Origin of the sequence: Pseudomonas vanderleydeniana (assembly GCF_014268755.2) — a bacterium.
GTDB lineage: Bacteria > Pseudomonadota > Gammaproteobacteria > Pseudomonadales > Pseudomonadaceae > Aquipseudomonas > Aquipseudomonas vanderleydeniana.
This window is the reverse complement of the sequence record NZ_CP077093.1, coordinates 1024263-1039511: the sequence shown is the minus strand read 5'-3', so window position 1 is coordinate 1039511 and position 15249 is coordinate 1024263. Positions and strand designations below refer to the sequence as shown.

The window sequence follows — 15249 nt, the reverse complement described above, 5'->3', positions numbered from 1 at the left end:
AGCCCGCTCGCCACAAAACAGCCTCCAGCCGCTCAGCCCACCAGCTGACTCATCACAAGCTGATGGGAACGGCCTAGAGAAGCACGACATCCTGCTCCAGCATCAGCCGCTGCGTATCGGCATCCAGGCGCACCTTCGCGCCCAGCGGCAGCGTCAGGTTCGGGTCGCAATGCCCGCTACGCCAGCCAGCCAGCACCGGAATCCCCAGTGGCCCCAGCTCCTGCTTGAGCAGGCGGGCCAAGGCCTCGCTGTCGACCCCGGCGAAGTCGCCCACCAGCACCCCCTCCAGGCCTTCCAGCTTGCCCGCCAGGCGCAGGTGGGTGAGCAACCGGTCGACCCGGTACAACGGCTCGTTGACGTCCTCGATGAACAGGATCACGCCGTCGGTATCGATCTCGTAGGGCGTACCCAGGCTGGTGCAGATCAACGTCAGATTACCGCCCTGCAGACGCCCAGAGGCGTTTCCAGGGGCCACGGTGGTCAATGGGAAGGCCTTGGGGTGTTCAAGCACATCACCGGCCTTCAGGCGGCCTCTGAGCATGTCGAACAAGGCCGACTCGGTGGGCGGCAGCTTGCCCTTGAACAGGTCGATGTTGAACAGCGGCCCGTGGAACGTCATGAACCCGGCGTGACGGGCAATCGCCAGGTGCAACGCGGTGATATCGCTGTAGCCGACCAGCAGCTTGGGATTGCGGGCGAGCAACGGGTAGTCGATGCGATCGAGCAACCGTGGGCAGCCGTAGCCGCCGCGCAGACAGAGGATGGCGTCGATCTCAGGATCGGCAAAGGCGTCGTGAAGGTCCTGCAGGCGAACTTCGTCGCTACCGGCCAGGTAGCCATCGCGCTGCGCAACGCCCGGGAAGATCCGTAGCTCGTAACCACGGGAACGCACCCATTGCCGGGCCTCGAGCGGGTCGAGGGCGACCGGGCCAGCCGGGGCGATCAGGCCGATCACCCCGCCTTCGGGCAGCGCCGACACCGCGCTTTGTTCCGGGTAGGAGTCCCGCACGGGTCGAAGGCTGCCCATGGGTCTTACGACGCTCCCAGCAGTTCGGCCTTGACCAGCTTGGCCTGTTCGTCGGCGTGATACGAGGAACGCACCAGCGGGCCCGAGGCGATGTTCTTGAAGCCCATCTTGTAGCCTTCCTCGGCGAACCAGGCGAAGGTGTCCGGATGGACGAAACGCTGCACCGGCAGGTGACTGCGAGATGGTTGCAGGTACTGGCCGAGGGTCAGCATGTCGATGTCATGCTCGCGCATGCGCTTCATCACTTCGATGACTTCATCGTCGGTCTCGCCCAGGCCCAGCATCAGGCCGGACTTGGTCGGTACGTGCGGGACCATCTGCTTGAAGCGTTGCAGCAGGGTCAGCGACCACTGGTAGTCGGAGCCCGGACGCGCGGCCTTGTACAGGCGCGGTACGGTTTCCAGGTTGTGGTTGAACACATCCGGTGGCTCGGCCGCGGTGATCTCCAGGGCAACGTCCATGCGGCCACGGTAGTCCGGAACCAGGGTTTCGAGCTGCACGTTCGGCGACAGCTTGCGGATCTCGCGGATGCAATCGGCGAAGTGCTGGGCACCGCCATCGCGCAGGTCGTCGCGGTCCACCGAAGTGATTACCACGTACTTCAGGCGCAGGTCGGCAATCGCCACCGCCAGGTTCATCGGCTCGTCGACATCCAGGGGCTTCGGCCGGCCGTGGCCGACGTCGCAGAACGGGCAACGACGGGTGCAGATGTCACCCATGATCATGAAGGTCGCGGTACCACCGCTGAAGCACTCGCCCAGGTTCGGGCAGGAGGCCTCCTCGCAGACACTGTGCAGCTTGTGCTTGCGCAGCAATTGCTTGATGCGGTCGACTTCCGGCGACACCGGGATCCGCACGCGAATCCAGTCCGGCTTCTTCGGCAGTTCGGTGGTCGGGATGATCTTCACCGGAATCCGCGCGACCTTCTCGGCACCGCGCAGCTTGACGCCGGTTTCGACTTTCGCACGGGCCGGGCGCTCGGATACATCCAGCGTCGGGATCAGGGTTTGCACAGCGTCTTGCGCAGTAGTCATATCAATCGATTCCGCCCGTGAGGGTCGTCTGCTCAGCATAGTCGAGGTGTTTGACGAGCTGCGCACGCAGCCGGGCACTTACCTCGGCAAATTCAATCGGTCCTGTGTGGTCGCGCAGCTGGGTCATCGCCAGCCCCGCGTAACCGCAGGGGTTAATCCGTCGGAACGGCGCCAGGTCCATGTCGACGTTCAGCGCCAGGCCATGGAAGGAACAGCCGTTGCGAATCCGCAGGCCCAGGGAGGCGATTTTCGCGCCATTGACGTAGACCCCGGGGGCATCGGCCTTGGCCTCGGCCTGCACGCCGTATTCGGCGAGCAGTTCGATCAGGCAGCGCTCCATCCGGCTGACCAGTTCGCGCACGCCAAAACCGAGACGGCGAACGTCCAGCAGCAGATAGGCCACCAGTTGGCCAGGTCCATGATAGGTTACCTGGCCGCCACGATCGACCTTCACCACCGGAATATCGCCCGGCAGCAGCACATGCTCCGCCTTGCCGGCCTGGCCCTGGGTGAACACCGGCGGGTGCTGCACCAGCCAGATTTCATCGGCAAGCTCGTCGGACTTGCGCGCATCGGTGAAACGTTGCATGGCATGCCAGACCGGCTCGTAAGGGGTCTGACCGAGCTCGCGAAAGCCCAACACGCCTGCCATCACAGCACCATGTGTACGAAGCCGGTGGCCCGCAGCTCGCTGTTGATGTTGTACAGCTGATCCTGGTCGGTGGCCACGATGTGCAGCTGGATCGTGGTGTACTTGCCGTTGCTGCTCTGGCGTTCGTCCACGCGTTGGTCGTTGATCGTCGCATGCTTGCGCACGATCTCGACAATCTTGTCCTTGTTGCCCACACCCGTGTCGCTGATCACCTTGACCGGGTAGTCGGTAACCGGGAACTCGATTTTAGGAGCTTTTACTTCAGTGTCTGTCATGACAATAACGGCCTCGTAAGCCCAGGCAACGGACGTGCCTCGCACCCTGGTCGGGTGGAGGCACGCAAATCGACACTATGTGATGAAAATGCCGCTGTTGAAACTGCGTCAGTTGAACATGCCGTAGAAGAACATGCGGATGCTATCCCACAGGCGACGGAAGATACCACCTTCCTCCACCGCGTCCAGCGCGATCAGGTCGGTGCTGCGCACTACCTTGTCATCCAGTTTGACTTCCACTTTACCGATGACGTCACCCTTGGCGATCGGCGCGACCAGTTTCGGGTTGATGGTCATGCTGGCGGCGAGCTTTTTCAGCTGGCCTTTAGGCATGGTCATGGTCAGGTCTTCGGCCAGGCCAGCCTTGACTTCGTGGGTGGTGCCTTTCCAGACCGGGGCCTTGGCCAGCTCGGTGCCCTTCTGGTAGAAGGTCTGGGTTTCGAAGAAACGGAAACCGTAGGTCAGCAGTTTCTGGGTTTCAGCTGCACGGGCTGCTTCGCTGTTGGTGCCGAACACCACCGCGATCAGGCGCTGGCCGTCACGCACCGCCGAGGACACCATGCAGTAGCCGGCCTCTTCGGTGTGGCCGGTCTTCAGGCCGTCAACGGTCTTGTCACGCCACAGCAACAGGTTGCGGTTAGGCTGCTTGATGCCGTTCCAGAAGAATTCCTTCTGCGAGTAGATGGCGTAGTGCACCGGGTCGACACGGATGATCGCACGGGCCAGCAGCGCCATGTCATGCGCCGACGAGTAGTGCTCCGGGTTTGGCAGGCCGGTCGGGTTCATGAAGTGACTGTTGCTCATGCCCAGGTCGCCGGCAGTCTTGTTCATGATGTCGGCGAAGGCATCTTCGCTGCCGGCGATGTGCTCGGACAGCGCCACGCTGGCGTCGTTGCCGGACTGGATGATGATCCCGTGCAGCAGGTCGCTGACGGTCACCTGCGAGCCAACCTTGACGAACATCCGCGAACCGCCGGTACGCCAGGCGTTTTCGCTGATGGTCACCGGATCGTTCTCGCCGATCTGGCCGCGACGGATTTCCAGGGTCGCGATGTAGGCGGTCATCAGTTTGGTCAGGCTCGCCGGAGGCAGGCGCTGGTCGCCGTTGTTCTCGACCAGTACGTTGCCGCTGGCGGCATCCATGAGCACGTAGGACTTGGCGGCAAGTTGCGGCGAAGCCGGCAGGGCCATGTCATCGGCAGCCCAGGCAGCGGGCGCAATGATCAACGGCACAAGCAGGCACAAACGTTTGGCAAAGGTGGTGATGTTCATCCGTCTCTCGAAATCGCTAATGGAAACTTGCCCTTGTGGGCAAAACTAATCAGACAGCCAGGGGCTGCCCCGTGTTCGGTTGCTCGCTCCACCACCCTTTCCAGGCTTTTATTATTAAAAGAACCAACAACCAGGACCCAGCCCTTGCAGGGCTGCCTAATCCGCCATTTTGCCTGTGTTACTCCGACGTCACCAGACTCGGCGAGCCGAGATTGGCCAGACGGACACTGTTCTGTACCTGCTGGACCTCATCCGGCGTGCCGATCGGCCCCATCCGCACCCGATGCAGTGTCTGCTGGTTGCGCACGATCGAGCTGACGAACACCGGTGCCTTGACCATCGAACTCAACTTCGAGCGCAGCAGCTCGGCAGCGTCCGGGTTCGCGAAGGCGCCCACCTGGAGATACTGGCCAGAGGCTGGTACCGCACCGTTTTTTTTTGCATCGGCCTGTGCCTGCACAGGAACAACGTCGGTGGCGTGTTGTTGCGGTGGTGGCGTCCACTGCTCGATGGTGCCGGTGGAGGCCGACAGCGCCGGGGTCGACGTCTGCGCCACCTGCGGCTCATTGAGCATCAGCGGCGCCGGACGGCCACGCTGGGCCCACCATTGCTGCGGGTCGATACCCTCGACCCGGACCCGCGCCGTGCCGATCTCGGCATAGCCGAGCTTCTTCGCGGCGGCGTAGGACAAGTCGATGATCCGGTCGGAATAGAACGGCCCGCGGTCGTTGACCCGCAGGATCACGCTGCGGTTGTTGTCCAGGTTGGTCACCCGTACATAGCTGGGCAGCGGCAGGGTCTTGTGCGCGGCACTCATGCCGTACAGGTCATAGACCTCGCCATTGGCCGTATTCTGGCCATGGAACTTGGTGCCGTACCAGGACGCGGTACCCTGGGCGACGTAGCTCTTGGAGTCCTGCAGCGGGAAATAGGTCTTGCCCAGCACCGTGTAGGGGTTGGCCTTGTAGGGGCCGGAGTGAAGGGTCGGCGTGGCGTCGGGAATCCGCGACACATCCACGTCCCACCATGGCGCACCGTCCTTGTGGGCCCGGTTGATGTCCAGCCCGGGCTTGGAGCGGATCGCATTGGAGGACGACGACTGGTAGGGCGAACGACTGGTCGAGCAACTGGCCACCAGTACCGCCAGCGCGGTATAGGCCAAAAGCTTCAGTGGTTTGGACATTGGCAAAGCCTGCATTACTTGACGCCCCGTGCTTGGACCAACAGCTCAGACAGCTGATGCACGGCCATGGCGTACATTACGCTGCGGTTATAGCGCGTGATCGCATAAAAATTCTTCAGGCCCATCCAATACTCAGGGCCATTGTCGCCTTCCAGGCGAAACGCCGTCACTGGCATGTCATCGCGCAGCGCATCATGACTCGACCAGCCCAGCGCCCGCAACTCCCCGACGGTCTTCACCGGCTCGAGAGCCGGGCTCAGGCCCTGGTCGACCTGGTCGCCACGCACGTCGGCGCGGCTGACCACCGGCTCGCCCGCGACCCAGCCATGGCGCTTGAAATAGCTGGCGACACTGCCGATGGCATCATCGGCATTGGTCCAGATATTGATGTGGCCGGTACCGTCGAAATCCACCGCATAGGCGCGGAAACTGCTCGGCATGAATTGTGGCAGGCCCATGGCGCCGGCGTAGGAACCCTTGAGGCTCAGCGGATCGAGTTGCTCTTCACGGGCCAGCAACAGGAATTCGCGCAACTCCTTGCGGAAGAATTCGGCCCGCGGCGGGTAGTCGAAGCCCAGGGTCGACAAGGCGTCGATGACCCGGTAGTTGCCGGTGTTGCGGCCAAAGAAGGTTTCCACGCCGATGATCGCGACAATCACCTGGGCCGGCACACCATATTCCTGCTCGGCACGGGCCAGGGCCGCCTCATGCTGGCGCCAGAAGTCGACGCCGCGTGCCACCCGGGCCTCGGTGAGGAACATCGGCCGGTATTCCTTCCACGGCTTGACCCGCTCGGCCGGCCGGGAAATCGCATCGAGGATGCTCTGCTTGCGCTCGACCTGACGGAACACGTCCATCAGTTGCTCGCCGGCGAAACCATAGTCGCGGGTCATCTCACCGACGAACTCGGCGACCTGCGGCGATCCTTCGTAGTCACCGGCCAGCGCACCCGGCGCGGCCCCCAGGCAGCCGAGAAGGCCCATCCAGGGAGCGCATCGAGCCGCCCAGTCGCGCATCACTTGCATTGAACTGTTCACCTTAATCAAACCTGCGCGATCCACTTACGGTGGGTGTGGATCGACATCAAAATCCCAAACGCTGACAGCAGCGTCACCAGCGAAGTTCCGCCGTAGCTAATGAATGGCAGCGGCACCCCCACCACGGGCAACAGGCCGCTGACCATACCAATGTTGACGAAAACATAAACGAAGAAAGTCATGGTCAGACTGCCTGCCAGCAACTTGCCGAACAGGGTCTGGGCCTGGGCAGTGATCATCAGCCCGCGACCGATCAGCAACAGATATAGCAGCAGCAGGACGCAGATACCCACCAGACCGAACTCCTCGCCCATCACCGCGATGATGAAGTCGGTATGGCTTTCCGGGAGGAAGTCCAGGTGCGACTGGGTGCCCAGCAGCCAGCCCTTGCCGAATACGCCGCCGGAACCGATGGCGGCCTTGGACTGGATGATGTTCCAGCCGGTGCCCAGCGGGTCGCTTTCCGGGTCGAGGAACGTCAGGATCCGCTGCTTCTGGTAGTCGTGCATGATGAAGAACCACATGCCCACCGCCACCGGCACCGCCGCCGCCAGCACGCTGAGGATCCAGCGCCAGCGCAGGCCGCCCATGAACAGCACGAACGCACCACCGGCCAGGACCAGCAGCGAGGTGCCGAGGTCGGGCTGGCGCACGATCAGGATGAAGGGCACGCCGATCAGCATCAGGCTGATCCCCACATGCTTGAGCTGCGGCGGCAGGGTGCGCTTGGACAGGTACCAGGCGATGGTCGCCGGCATCAGGATCTTCATGAATTCCGACGGCTGGAAGCGAATCACCCCGGGGATGTTGATCCAGCGCGTGGCGCCCATGGCGTTGTGGCCCATGACGTCCACCACCACCAGCAGCATCACCCCCAGCACATAGGCCAGCGGTACCCAGCGGGCCATGAACCTCGGTTCGAACTGGGCGATGACGATCATCGACACCAGGCCGATGCCGAAGGACGTGGCCTGCTTGATCAACAGGTCCCAGCTTTTGCCGCTGGCCGAATACAGGACGAACAGGCTGCCGGCCGCCAGGGTCAGCAGCAGGACCAGCAACGGACCGTCGATGTGCAGGCGCTGCAGCAACGTGGCCCGGCGGCGCATCACATCCTCACTGGAGAGGATGCGATCGAAATTGGCGATCAAGGCGTAGCCTCCGCGGTAGTAGTGCTCGCATATTCAGGTTTGAGCCGGCCATCAGGGCCCAGCAGCCAGGCGTCCATCACCTGGCGGACCACCGGCGCCGCGACGCCGGAGCCGGACTCACCGTTCTCGACCATCACCGCCACGACGATCTTCGGGTTGTTGGCCGGGGCAAAGCCGACGAACAGGGCGTGGTCGCGATGGCGTTCCAGAACCTTCGAGCGGTCGTATTTCTCGCCCTGCTTGATCGCCACGACCTGGGCCGTACCGCTCTTGCCGGCGATCAGGTACTGCGCGCCGACCGAGGCCTTGCGTGCGGTACCGCGGGCACCGTGCATCACCTGCTGCATGCCGTGGTTGACCTTGTCCCAGTCCGACGGGTTGCGCAGGACGATATCCGGCATCGGGTTGTCATCCTTCGGCCGCTGGCCCTCGATGGTCTTGGCCAGGTGCGGCCGGTTCCACACGCCCTTGTTGGCCACCAGGGCCGTGGCCTGGGCCAGTTGCAGCGGCGTGGCCTGCATGTAGCCCTGGCCGATCCCGAGAATCAGCGTCTCACCCGGGAACCAGGCCTGGCGGCGCGTGGTGCGCTTCCACTCACGCGACGGCATCAGCCCCGGCGACTCCTCGAACATGTCCAGGGAGACCTTCTGGCCCAGGCCGAACTTGTTCATGTAGCTGGCCAGGCGGTCGATGCCCAGCTTGTGCGCCAGGTCGTAGAAGTAGGTGTCGTTGGAACGCATGATCGCCGTGTCGAGGTCGACCCAGCCATCACCGGTACGGTTCCAGTTGCGGTACTTGTGGTCGTAGTTCGGCAGCTCGTAGTAGCCGGGGTCGAAGACCCGCGTCGAGGCGTTGACCACGCCGCTGTCCAGGCCGGCGATCGCCACTGCCGGCTTGATGGTCGAGCCCGGTGGATAGAGGCCGCGCAGGACCCGGTTGAACAACGGCCGGTCGATCGAGTCACGCAGCTCGGCGTAGGCCTTGAAACTGATGCCGGTAACGAACAGGTTCGGGTCGAAGCTCGGCTGGCTGACCATCGCCAGCACCTCGCCGGTGCTCGGATCGAGCGCCACGACCGCGCCACGGCGACCGCCGAGGGCTTCCTCGGCGGCCTCCTGCAGCTTGATGTCCAGGCTCAGGATGATGTCCTTGCCCGGCACCGGGTCGGTTCGCTTGAGTACCCGGAGGATACGTCCGCGGGCGTTGGTCTCGACTTCCTCGTAGCCGACCTGGCCATGCAGCTCGGCTTCGTAGAAGCGCTCGATGCCGGTCTTGCCGATATGGTGGGTGCCGCTGTAGTTCACCGAGTCGAGGACCTTGGCCTCCTTCTCGTTGATCCGCCCCATGTAGCCCACCGAATGGGCGAAGTGCGCCCCCTGTGGATAATGGCGCACCAGTTGGGCGACCACCTCGACGCCTGGCAGGCGGAACTGGTTCACCGCGACCCGGGCGATCTGCTCTTCAGTGAGCTCGAACAGGATCGGCACCGGCTCGAACGGCCGGCGCCCCTGGCGCATGCGTTTTTCGAAGAGCACGCGATCCTCGGGCGTCAGTTGCAACACCTCGACGATCACATCCAGCACTTCCTGCCAGTTGCCGGCCCGCTCGCGGGTCATGCTCAGGCTGAAGCTCGGCCGGTTGTCGGCCACCACCACGCCGTTGCGGTCGTAGATCAGGCCACGCGGTGGCGGGATCGACTGCACATGGACGCGGTTGTTTTCCGACAGGGTCGAGTGATAGTCGTACTGGATCACCTGCAGGAAATACAGGCGGGCGATCAATACACAAATCAGCAGCACGACCACCACCGCGCCGACCACGACACGGTTACGCACCAGGCGGGCGTCTTTCTCGTGATCCTTGAGGCGAATCGGCTGGGTCATTCGGCAGGCTTACTTGTGATAGGGGTGGCCGGACAGCACGGTCCAGGCGCGATACAACTGCTCGCCGATCAGGATCCGCACCAGCGGGTGCGGCAGCGTCAGCGGCGACAGCGACCAACGCTGGTCGGCCCGCGCACAGACTTCCGGCGCCAGCCCCTCGGGGCCACCGACCATGAAGTTGACCGTACGCGAGTCCAGGCGCCAGCGATCCAGTTCGACCGCCAGTTGCTCGGTACTCCAGGGCTTGCCATGGACTTCCAGCGTGACGATCCGCTCGTTGGGGCCGACCTTGGCCAGCATGGCTTCGCCTTCCTGACGGATAAAGCGAGCCACGTCGGCATTCTTGCCCCGAGTATTGAGCGGTATCTCCACCAGTTCCAGCGCCAGTTCGGAAGGCAGACGCTTGGCATATTCATGCCAACCCTCTTCCACCCACTTGGGCATGCGGGAACCGACGGCAATCAGACGCAGACGCACGGGCGACCCTTATTCCATGTCCTTGTTGAGCTTGGCGAAGTGCTCATGGGAGTTTTCCGGGCTGTGGTGCGCGGCGCTGGCCGAACGGCTCTGCTCGGCACCGGCCCACAGGCGCTCCAGGTCGTAGAACTGGCGAGCCGAGGCGGTCATCATGTGGACGATGACGGTGTCCAGGTCCAGCAGAACCCAGTCGCTGTCGCCCTTGCCTTCCTCGCCCAGCGGGCGCAGGCCCTTGGCCTTCACGTTTTCGCGGACCTTGTCCAGCATCGCGTTGATCTGGCGGTTCGAGGTACCGGTGGCGATCACCATGTAGTCGGTGATGCTGTTCTTGTCACGGACGTCGATGACCTGGATATCCTGGGCCTTGACGTCTTCCAGTGCGGCCTTGGCCACTTCGACGATTTCAGCGCCATTCAAAACTTCTTTGTTCGTCATATAAAACTCATTCAGCTCGTATGTTTGGCGGTTTCTTCGCGCAACTTGCGGCGTCGAAACCCACCTTCAGTTCGACGCACGGTACAGACCGTGCGCATCGATATAGGCCAGGACCGCGTCAGGCACCAGGAAACGTACCGACTTACCGCTGGCCAGCAGTTGACGGATCTGGGTGGCCGACACCGCGAGGGGTGTCTGCCAGACGAATGTAATATGCCCGCCAGGCCCCGGCAGGGCCCTTGGGTCACTCACCGACCGAGCGGCCAGCAGGTTGCGCAAGGCATCCGGCGGCTCACTGTCGGCATCCGGGCGTTGCAGCACCAGGATGTGGCAATGCAGGAGCAACTCCTCCCAGCGATGCCAGTTGGGCAGGCCGCAGAATGCGTCCCAGCCCAGCAACAGAAACACCTGGTCCTCGGCGGCCAGCTCGGCCCGCATGAGTTCCAGGGTGTCGATAGTGTAGGACGGCTTGTCCCGTTGCAGCTCCCGGTCGTCGACCACCAACGGCGCGATACCGGCCACCGCACAGTCGACCATCGCCAACCGGTCGAGCGCCGACACCTGCGGGGTGTCGCGATGAGGTGGGCGTGCGCTGGGCATCAGGCGCAACTCATCGAGTTCCATCAGTTCCGCGACTTCCAGGGCACTGCGCAAGTGGCCGATGTGCACCGGGTCGAAGGTTCCACCGAGCACACCGATGCGCCGAGGTGGAACTTCGCGAGGGGGCACGGCGGCTGACTGGCGTTGCTCGACCAAGTCAGATCGACTCCTGGCCACGCAGCTGCCCGTCACCGACCACGATGTACTTCTCGCAGGTCAGGCCTTCCAGACCGACCGGTCCGCGGGCGTGCAGCTTATCAGTAGAAATGCCGATCTCGGCACCCAATCCGTACTCGAAGCCATCGGCGAAGCAGGTCGGGGTGTTGAGCATCACCGAGCTGGAATCGACGTCGGCCATGAATCGGCGGGATTCGGCCAGGTCCTCGGTGACGATCGAGTCGGTGTGATGCGAACCGTAGCCGTTGATGTGCTCGACGGCCATGTCCAGGCCATCGACGACGCGGATCGACAGGATCGGCGCCAAGTATTCGGTGTTCCAGTCCTCTTCGGTCGCTGCAACGGCCTCGATGATCGCCCGGGTCCGCTCGCAGCCACGCAACTCGACGCCCTTGGCGCGGAACTGCTCGGCCATGGCCGGCAGGAAGGCCTCGGCAACGGCCTTGTCCACCAGCAGGGTTTCCATGGCGCCGCAGATGCCATAGCGATAGGTCTTGGCGTTGAAGGCGATGCGCCGGGCCTTGTCCAGGTCGGCGTGGGCGCTGACATAGACGTGGCAGATACCGTCCAGGTGCTTGATCACCGGTACCCGGGCGTCGCGGCTGATCCGTTCGATCAGGCCCTTGCCACCACGCGGCACGATCACGTCGACGTATTCGGGCATGCTGATCAACGCGCCGACGGCGGCACGATCGGTGACTTCCACCACCTGAACCACGGCGGCCGGCAGCCCGGCCTCGTCCAGGCCGCGCTGGATGCAGGCGGCAATGGCACGGTTGGAGTTGATCGCCTCGGAGCCGCCGCGCAGGATCGTCGCATTGCCGGACTTCAGGCACAGGCTGGCGGCATCGATGGTCACGTTCGGCCGCGACTCGTAGATGATTCCCACGACCCCCAGCGGAACGCGCATCTTGCCGACCTGGATACCCGACGGCCGGTAGCTCATGTCACGGATCGCCCCGACCGGGTCCGGCAGGCTCGCCACCTGGCGCAGGCCGACGATCATGCTGTCGATCCGCGCCGGCGTCAGGGCCAGACGCTCGACCAGCGCCGGCTCCAGACCATTGGCGCGGGCAGCGGCCAGGTCGAGCTCATTGGCGGCGACCAGTTCGTCACGCGCGGCATCCAGCGCGGCGGCGGCGGCGTGCAGCGCGCGGTTCTTCTGCGCGGTGCTGGCACGGCCGATCACGCGGGAAGCCTCGCGGGCTGCGTGGCCCAGGCGGGTCATGTAGTCAAGAACGGACTCGGTCATGGTCTAAGGAGGTCTTGGCAAAGAAGAAAGCGGCCGATTATAGCTCCCGCGCCGCCTGACGGACAGCGGTGCCGGGCGGATGGTCGAAATGCCGCGCAAATAGCCGCCATTCAGCCTGAATTAAGCACAGAATCGGTATGATTGGCCTCCGAACAGCCTTGGATAGCCATCAGGAACGATGTCCAATCTGACCCCCCTCCCTCTGCCGAACGCCCTGCCAGACAGCTTTTTCGATCGTGATGCGCAGCTGCTCGCCCGCGAATTGCTGGGAAAAGTCATACGCCATCGGGTCGCAGACCTGTGGCTCGCGGCGCGCATCATAGAGACAGAAGCCTATTACTTCGAGGAAAAAGGCAGCCATGCCTCACTCGGCTATACAGAAAAGCGTAAGGCTTTGTTTCTGGATGGCGGACACATCTACATGTATTACGCCCGCGGAGGCGATTCGCTGAATTTCAGTGCCCACGGGCCGGGCAATGCGGTGCTGATCAAGTCGGCCTACCCCTGGACCGACGAGCGCTCCGGCCCCGCCAGCCTGGCACGGATGCAGTTGAACAACCCCGACAGCCAGGGCCGCCCGCGCCCGGCCCACAAGCTGTGCGCCGGCCAGACCCTGCTGTGCAGGGCGCTGGAGCTGAAGGTCCCGATCTGGGACGCCAAGCGCTTCGACCCGCAACGCCTGTTCGTCGAAGACGTCGGCAACCGGCCAGCACCGATCATCCAGACCACCCGCCTGGGCATCCCGCTGGGCCGGGACGAACACCTGATGTATCGCTTCGTCGATGCCGAATTTGCCACCTGCTGCACCCGCAACCCTTTGCGCCGGGGCCAGGTCGAAGGCAGGGATTACCACCTGCTCTCCTGAAGAAGGAAATCACCCATGGGCCCATGGCTCGATAGCATCACCGGCTGGTTGACAGCCAACCCGCAGTGGCTGGGCCTGGCCGTATTCGTCGTGGCCTGCGTCGAATGCCTGGCCATCGCCGGCATCATCGTGCCCGGCACCGTGCTGCTGTTCGCCATCGCGGTCCTCGCCGGCAGTGGCGCCCTGCCCCTGGGTGAGACCCTGTTGCTGGGATTCCTCGGCGGCCTGCTGGGTGACGGACTCTCGTACACCCTCGGCCGCCGTTTTCACCAGAACATCCGCCGCCTGCCCGGCCTGCGTCAGCATCCGGAATGGATGAACGGCGCCGAGTCCTACTTCCAGCGCTACGGCATCGCCAGCCTGCTGGTGGGACGCTTCATCGGCCCATTGCGACCGATGCTGCCGATGATTGCCGGCATGTGCGACATGCCGCTGCCACGTTTCATCGGCGTCAGCCTGATTGCCGCCGCTGGCTGGTCGGTGGCCTACCTGCTGCCCGGCTGGGCCACCGGCGCGGCGTTCCGCCTGCCTCTGCCCGAAGGGTTCTGGCCGCAAACCGCGGTGGTCGCGGCGGGCCTGGCGGCGCTGGTCGGCCTGTGCATCCATTGCAGCCTCAAGCGCCATCCACGCGCCACGCTGCTGATTTCAGGCCTGAGCCTGTTGCTGCTGGTCGGCCTGTTCATCGGCTATCGGCACTTGCAGGCATTCGACCAGGGGCTGATGAGCCTGGTCCAGGAACACCGTGACAAGAGCCTCGACATGATCGCCGTGGTCGTCACCCGCCTGGGCGACTTCCGCACCCAGTTCACCGTCGCGGCGGTGCTCACGGTGTTGCTGCTGCTCATCCGCCAATGGCGGCACGCCTTGTTCTTCGGCGGCACGCTGGCCGTCACCGCCATCGGCAACACCCTCACCAAGCATCTGTTCGCACGCATGCGCCCGGAAGTGCTCAGCGACCCGATCACCAGCTACAGCATGCCCAGCGGCCACAGTTCGGGCTCGTTCGCGTTCTTCCTGGTACTGGCGGTGCTCGCCGGACGCGCGCAGCCACCGCGGATGCGCGTGACCTGGCTGCTGCTCGGCTGCCTGCCGGCATTCGCCGTGGCGTTGTCACGGGTCTACCTGGGCGCGCATTGGCCGACGGACATCCTGGCCGGGGCCCTGCTGGCGATTGCCGTTCTGGCTGCCAGCCTGACCCTGAGCCAGCGCCACCTGCCGTTGGGCAGCATGCCACCACGGGCCTGGTGGCTGATCCTGCCGGCCGCCGTGGCGCTGTACGGCTCACATGCGCTGTGGCACATACCTCAGCAACTGCTGCGGTACGCCTACTAGGCGAACAGCTCGCCCTGCAACTCGTCGAGCAGTTCCTGGATCGCGTCCAGGCGCTGCTGCGGGTCATCGAGCTCCAGCAGGTCGATCTTGTCCAGATCGGAAAACGGCAACAGGTATGCCAGCTGGTTCGCCAACGACTGCTGCCCGCAGGCTTCGACGCCCATGTTCAGCGCCGCGACCATCGGGTGCTCGGCCAACGCCTTGAGCAGGGCCACCAGGTCCTCGTCCTCATCCTGCAACGGCTGCTCGGGAGCCTCGTCCAGCCACTCGACCTCGGCGACGGTCAACTGGTCTTTCTGCTGCTCGCTGCCGAGCACGCGAAAACGCCGGCCACCCTCGACCCGAATGCCCAGCAGGCCATTGTCCTGCTGCTGGAAATCACGGATCAACGCTTCGCAACCGATCCGGGCAAAGCCCTGTGGCGCCGGCCCGACCTCCTCGCCCTCGAGAATGCAGACCACGCCAAAGCCGCCGCCCTGCTTCATGCAGCGGCTGATCATATCCAGATAACGCGCCTCGAAGATCTGCAGGTCGAGGGTGCAGCCGGGGAACAGCACGGTGTTCAGGGGGAACAGCGCCAGGCTCATACAAGGGTTT

16 protein-coding genes are annotated in these 15249 nt (G+C 63.9%); 2 read left to right on the top strand and 14 right to left on the bottom strand.

Features of this window, described 5'->3' with window-relative positions:
* Positions 1–73 precede the first annotated feature (73 nt).
* The 13 genes from HU752_RS04605 to HU752_RS04545 all read right to left on the bottom strand — a co-directional run bounded on the left by HU752_RS04605 (position 74) and on the right by HU752_RS04545 (position 12455).
* Positions 74–1027 (bottom strand): S66 peptidase family protein, encoded by a 954-nt coding sequence (locus HU752_RS04605; RefSeq protein WP_186682515.1) that lies wholly within the window; start codon positions 1025–1027, stop codon positions 74–76.
* 5 nt (positions 1028–1032) lie between these two features.
* Positions 1033–2061: a lipoyl synthase gene (gene lipA / locus HU752_RS04600; protein WP_026145041.1), complete on the bottom strand. Its 1029-nt coding sequence runs from the start codon at positions 2059–2061 to the stop codon at positions 1033–1035.
* Position 2062: 1 nt separating this feature from the next.
* Complete coding sequence (gene lipB, locus HU752_RS04595) at positions 2063–2713, bottom strand: lipoyl(octanoyl) transferase LipB (RefSeq protein WP_186682513.1); 651 nt, start codon at positions 2711–2713, stop codon at positions 2063–2065.
* Positions 2713–2988 (bottom strand): DUF493 domain-containing protein, encoded by a 276-nt coding sequence (locus HU752_RS04590; protein WP_017903133.1) that lies wholly within the window; start codon positions 2986–2988, stop codon positions 2713–2715. The genes lipB and HU752_RS04590 overlap by 1 nt, the downstream gene beginning before the upstream one ends.
* 108 nt (positions 2989–3096) lie before the next feature.
* On the bottom strand, positions 3097–4260 hold the full coding sequence (locus HU752_RS04585; protein WP_186682511.1) for a D-alanyl-D-alanine carboxypeptidase family protein: 1164 nt from the start codon (positions 4258–4260) through the stop codon (positions 3097–3099).
* Positions 4261–4438: 178 nt separating this feature from the next.
* Positions 4439–5458: a septal ring lytic transglycosylase RlpA family protein gene (locus HU752_RS04580; RefSeq protein WP_186682510.1), complete on the bottom strand. Its 1020-nt coding sequence runs from the start codon at positions 5456–5458 to the stop codon at positions 4439–4441.
* Positions 5458–6468 (bottom strand): lytic murein transglycosylase B, encoded by a 1011-nt coding sequence (gene mltB, locus HU752_RS04575; RefSeq protein WP_186682508.1) that lies wholly within the window; start codon positions 6466–6468, stop codon positions 5458–5460. Before mltB ends, HU752_RS04580 begins: the two co-directional genes overlap by 1 nt.
* A 17-nt stretch (positions 6469–6485) precedes the next feature.
* The gene (gene rodA, locus HU752_RS04570; protein WP_186682731.1) at positions 6486–7589 is read right to left on the bottom strand and encodes a rod shape-determining protein RodA; all 1104 of its coding nucleotides are present in this window, start codon (positions 7587–7589) and stop codon (positions 6486–6488) included.
* A 38-nt stretch (positions 7590–7627) separates the two neighbouring features.
* Positions 7628–9514 (bottom strand): penicillin-binding protein 2, encoded by a 1887-nt coding sequence (gene mrdA / locus HU752_RS04565; RefSeq protein ID WP_186682506.1) that lies wholly within the window; start codon positions 9512–9514, stop codon positions 7628–7630.
* 9 nt (positions 9515–9523) lie between these two features.
* Complete coding sequence (rlmH, locus tag HU752_RS04560; protein ID WP_003185785.1) at positions 9524–9991, bottom strand: 23S rRNA (pseudouridine(1915)-N(3))-methyltransferase RlmH; 468 nt, start codon at positions 9989–9991, stop codon at positions 9524–9526.
* Between the two features lie 9 nt (positions 9992–10000).
* Entirely contained in the window at positions 10001–10426 is a 426-nt protein-coding gene (gene rsfS / locus HU752_RS04555; protein WP_017903125.1) for a ribosome silencing factor, read from the bottom strand.
* 66 nt (positions 10427–10492) lie between these two features.
* Positions 10493–11155 (bottom strand): nicotinate-nucleotide adenylyltransferase, encoded by a 663-nt coding sequence (gene nadD, locus HU752_RS04550; protein WP_186682729.1) that lies wholly within the window; start codon positions 11153–11155, stop codon positions 10493–10495.
* Positions 11156–11183: 28 nt separating this feature from the next.
* Complete coding sequence (locus HU752_RS04545; protein WP_186682504.1) at positions 11184–12455, bottom strand: glutamate-5-semialdehyde dehydrogenase; 1272 nt, start codon at positions 12453–12455, stop codon at positions 11184–11186.
* Between the two features lie 178 nt (positions 12456–12633).
* Here HU752_RS04545 and HU752_RS04540 point away from each other — a divergent pair, with 178 nt between their 5' ends.
* Together HU752_RS04540 and HU752_RS04535 are read left to right on the top strand one after the other, a co-directional pair.
* Complete coding sequence (locus HU752_RS04540) at positions 12634–13320, top strand: DNA-3-methyladenine glycosylase (RefSeq protein ID WP_186682502.1); 687 nt, start codon at positions 12634–12636, stop codon at positions 13318–13320.
* Positions 13321–13335: 15 nt separating this feature from the next.
* Positions 13336–14652, top strand: coding sequence for a bifunctional DedA family/phosphatase PAP2 family protein (locus tag HU752_RS04535; RefSeq protein WP_186682500.1), 1317 nt, complete (start codon positions 13336–13338; stop codon positions 14650–14652).
* Here the strand turns inward: HU752_RS04535 and HU752_RS04530 are convergent.
* Positions 14649–15239 (bottom strand): LON peptidase substrate-binding domain-containing protein, encoded by a 591-nt coding sequence (locus HU752_RS04530; protein WP_186682498.1) that lies wholly within the window; start codon positions 15237–15239, stop codon positions 14649–14651. The genes HU752_RS04535 and HU752_RS04530 overlap by 4 nt on opposite strands.
* Positions 15240–15249 lie beyond the last annotated feature (10 nt).

Excerpts from the sequence above, each read along its gene's own strand:
- HU752_RS04530 (WP_186682498.1), bottom strand. The coding sequence starts at position 15,239 with ATGAGCCTGGCGCTGTTCCCCCTGAACACCGTGCTGTTCCCCGGCTGC.
- rodA (WP_186682731.1), bottom strand. The coding sequence starts at position 7,589 with ATGCGCCGCCGGGCCACGTTGCTGCAGCGCCTGCACATCGACGGTCCG.
- HU752_RS04585 (WP_186682511.1), bottom strand. The coding sequence starts at position 4,260 with ATGAACATCACCACCTTTGCCAAACGTTTGTGCCTGCTTGTGCCGTTG.
- HU752_RS04535 (WP_186682500.1), top strand. The coding sequence starts at position 13,336 with ATGGGCCCATGGCTCGATAGCATCACCGGCTGGTTGACAGCCAACCCG.
- HU752_RS04545 (WP_186682504.1), bottom strand. The coding sequence starts at position 12,455 with ATGACCGAGTCCGTTCTTGACTACATGACCCGCCTGGGCCACGCAGCC.
- mrdA (WP_186682506.1), bottom strand. The coding sequence starts at position 9,514 with ATGACCCAGCCGATTCGCCTCAAGGATCACGAGAAAGACGCCCGCCTG.
- HU752_RS04540 (WP_186682502.1), top strand. The coding sequence starts at position 12,634 with ATGTCCAATCTGACCCCCCTCCCTCTGCCGAACGCCCTGCCAGACAGC.
- lipB (WP_186682513.1), bottom strand. The coding sequence starts at position 2,713 with ATGGCAGGCGTGTTGGGCTTTCGCGAGCTCGGTCAGACCCCTTACGAG.
- HU752_RS04590 (WP_017903133.1), bottom strand. The coding sequence starts at position 2,988 with ATGACAGACACTGAAGTAAAAGCTCCTAAAATCGAGTTCCCGGTTACC.
- rsfS (WP_017903125.1), bottom strand. The coding sequence starts at position 10,426 with ATGACGAACAAAGAAGTTTTGAATGGCGCTGAAATCGTCGAAGTGGCC.
- HU752_RS04580 (WP_186682510.1), bottom strand. The coding sequence starts at position 5,458 with ATGCAGGCTTTGCCAATGTCCAAACCACTGAAGCTTTTGGCCTATACC.
- lipA (WP_026145041.1), bottom strand. The coding sequence starts at position 2,061 with ATGACTACTGCGCAAGACGCTGTGCAAACCCTGATCCCGACGCTGGAT.
- mltB (WP_186682508.1), bottom strand. The coding sequence starts at position 6,468 with ATGCAAGTGATGCGCGACTGGGCGGCTCGATGCGCTCCCTGGATGGGC.
- HU752_RS04605 (WP_186682515.1), bottom strand. The coding sequence starts at position 1,027 with ATGGGCAGCCTTCGACCCGTGCGGGACTCCTACCCGGAACAAAGCGCG.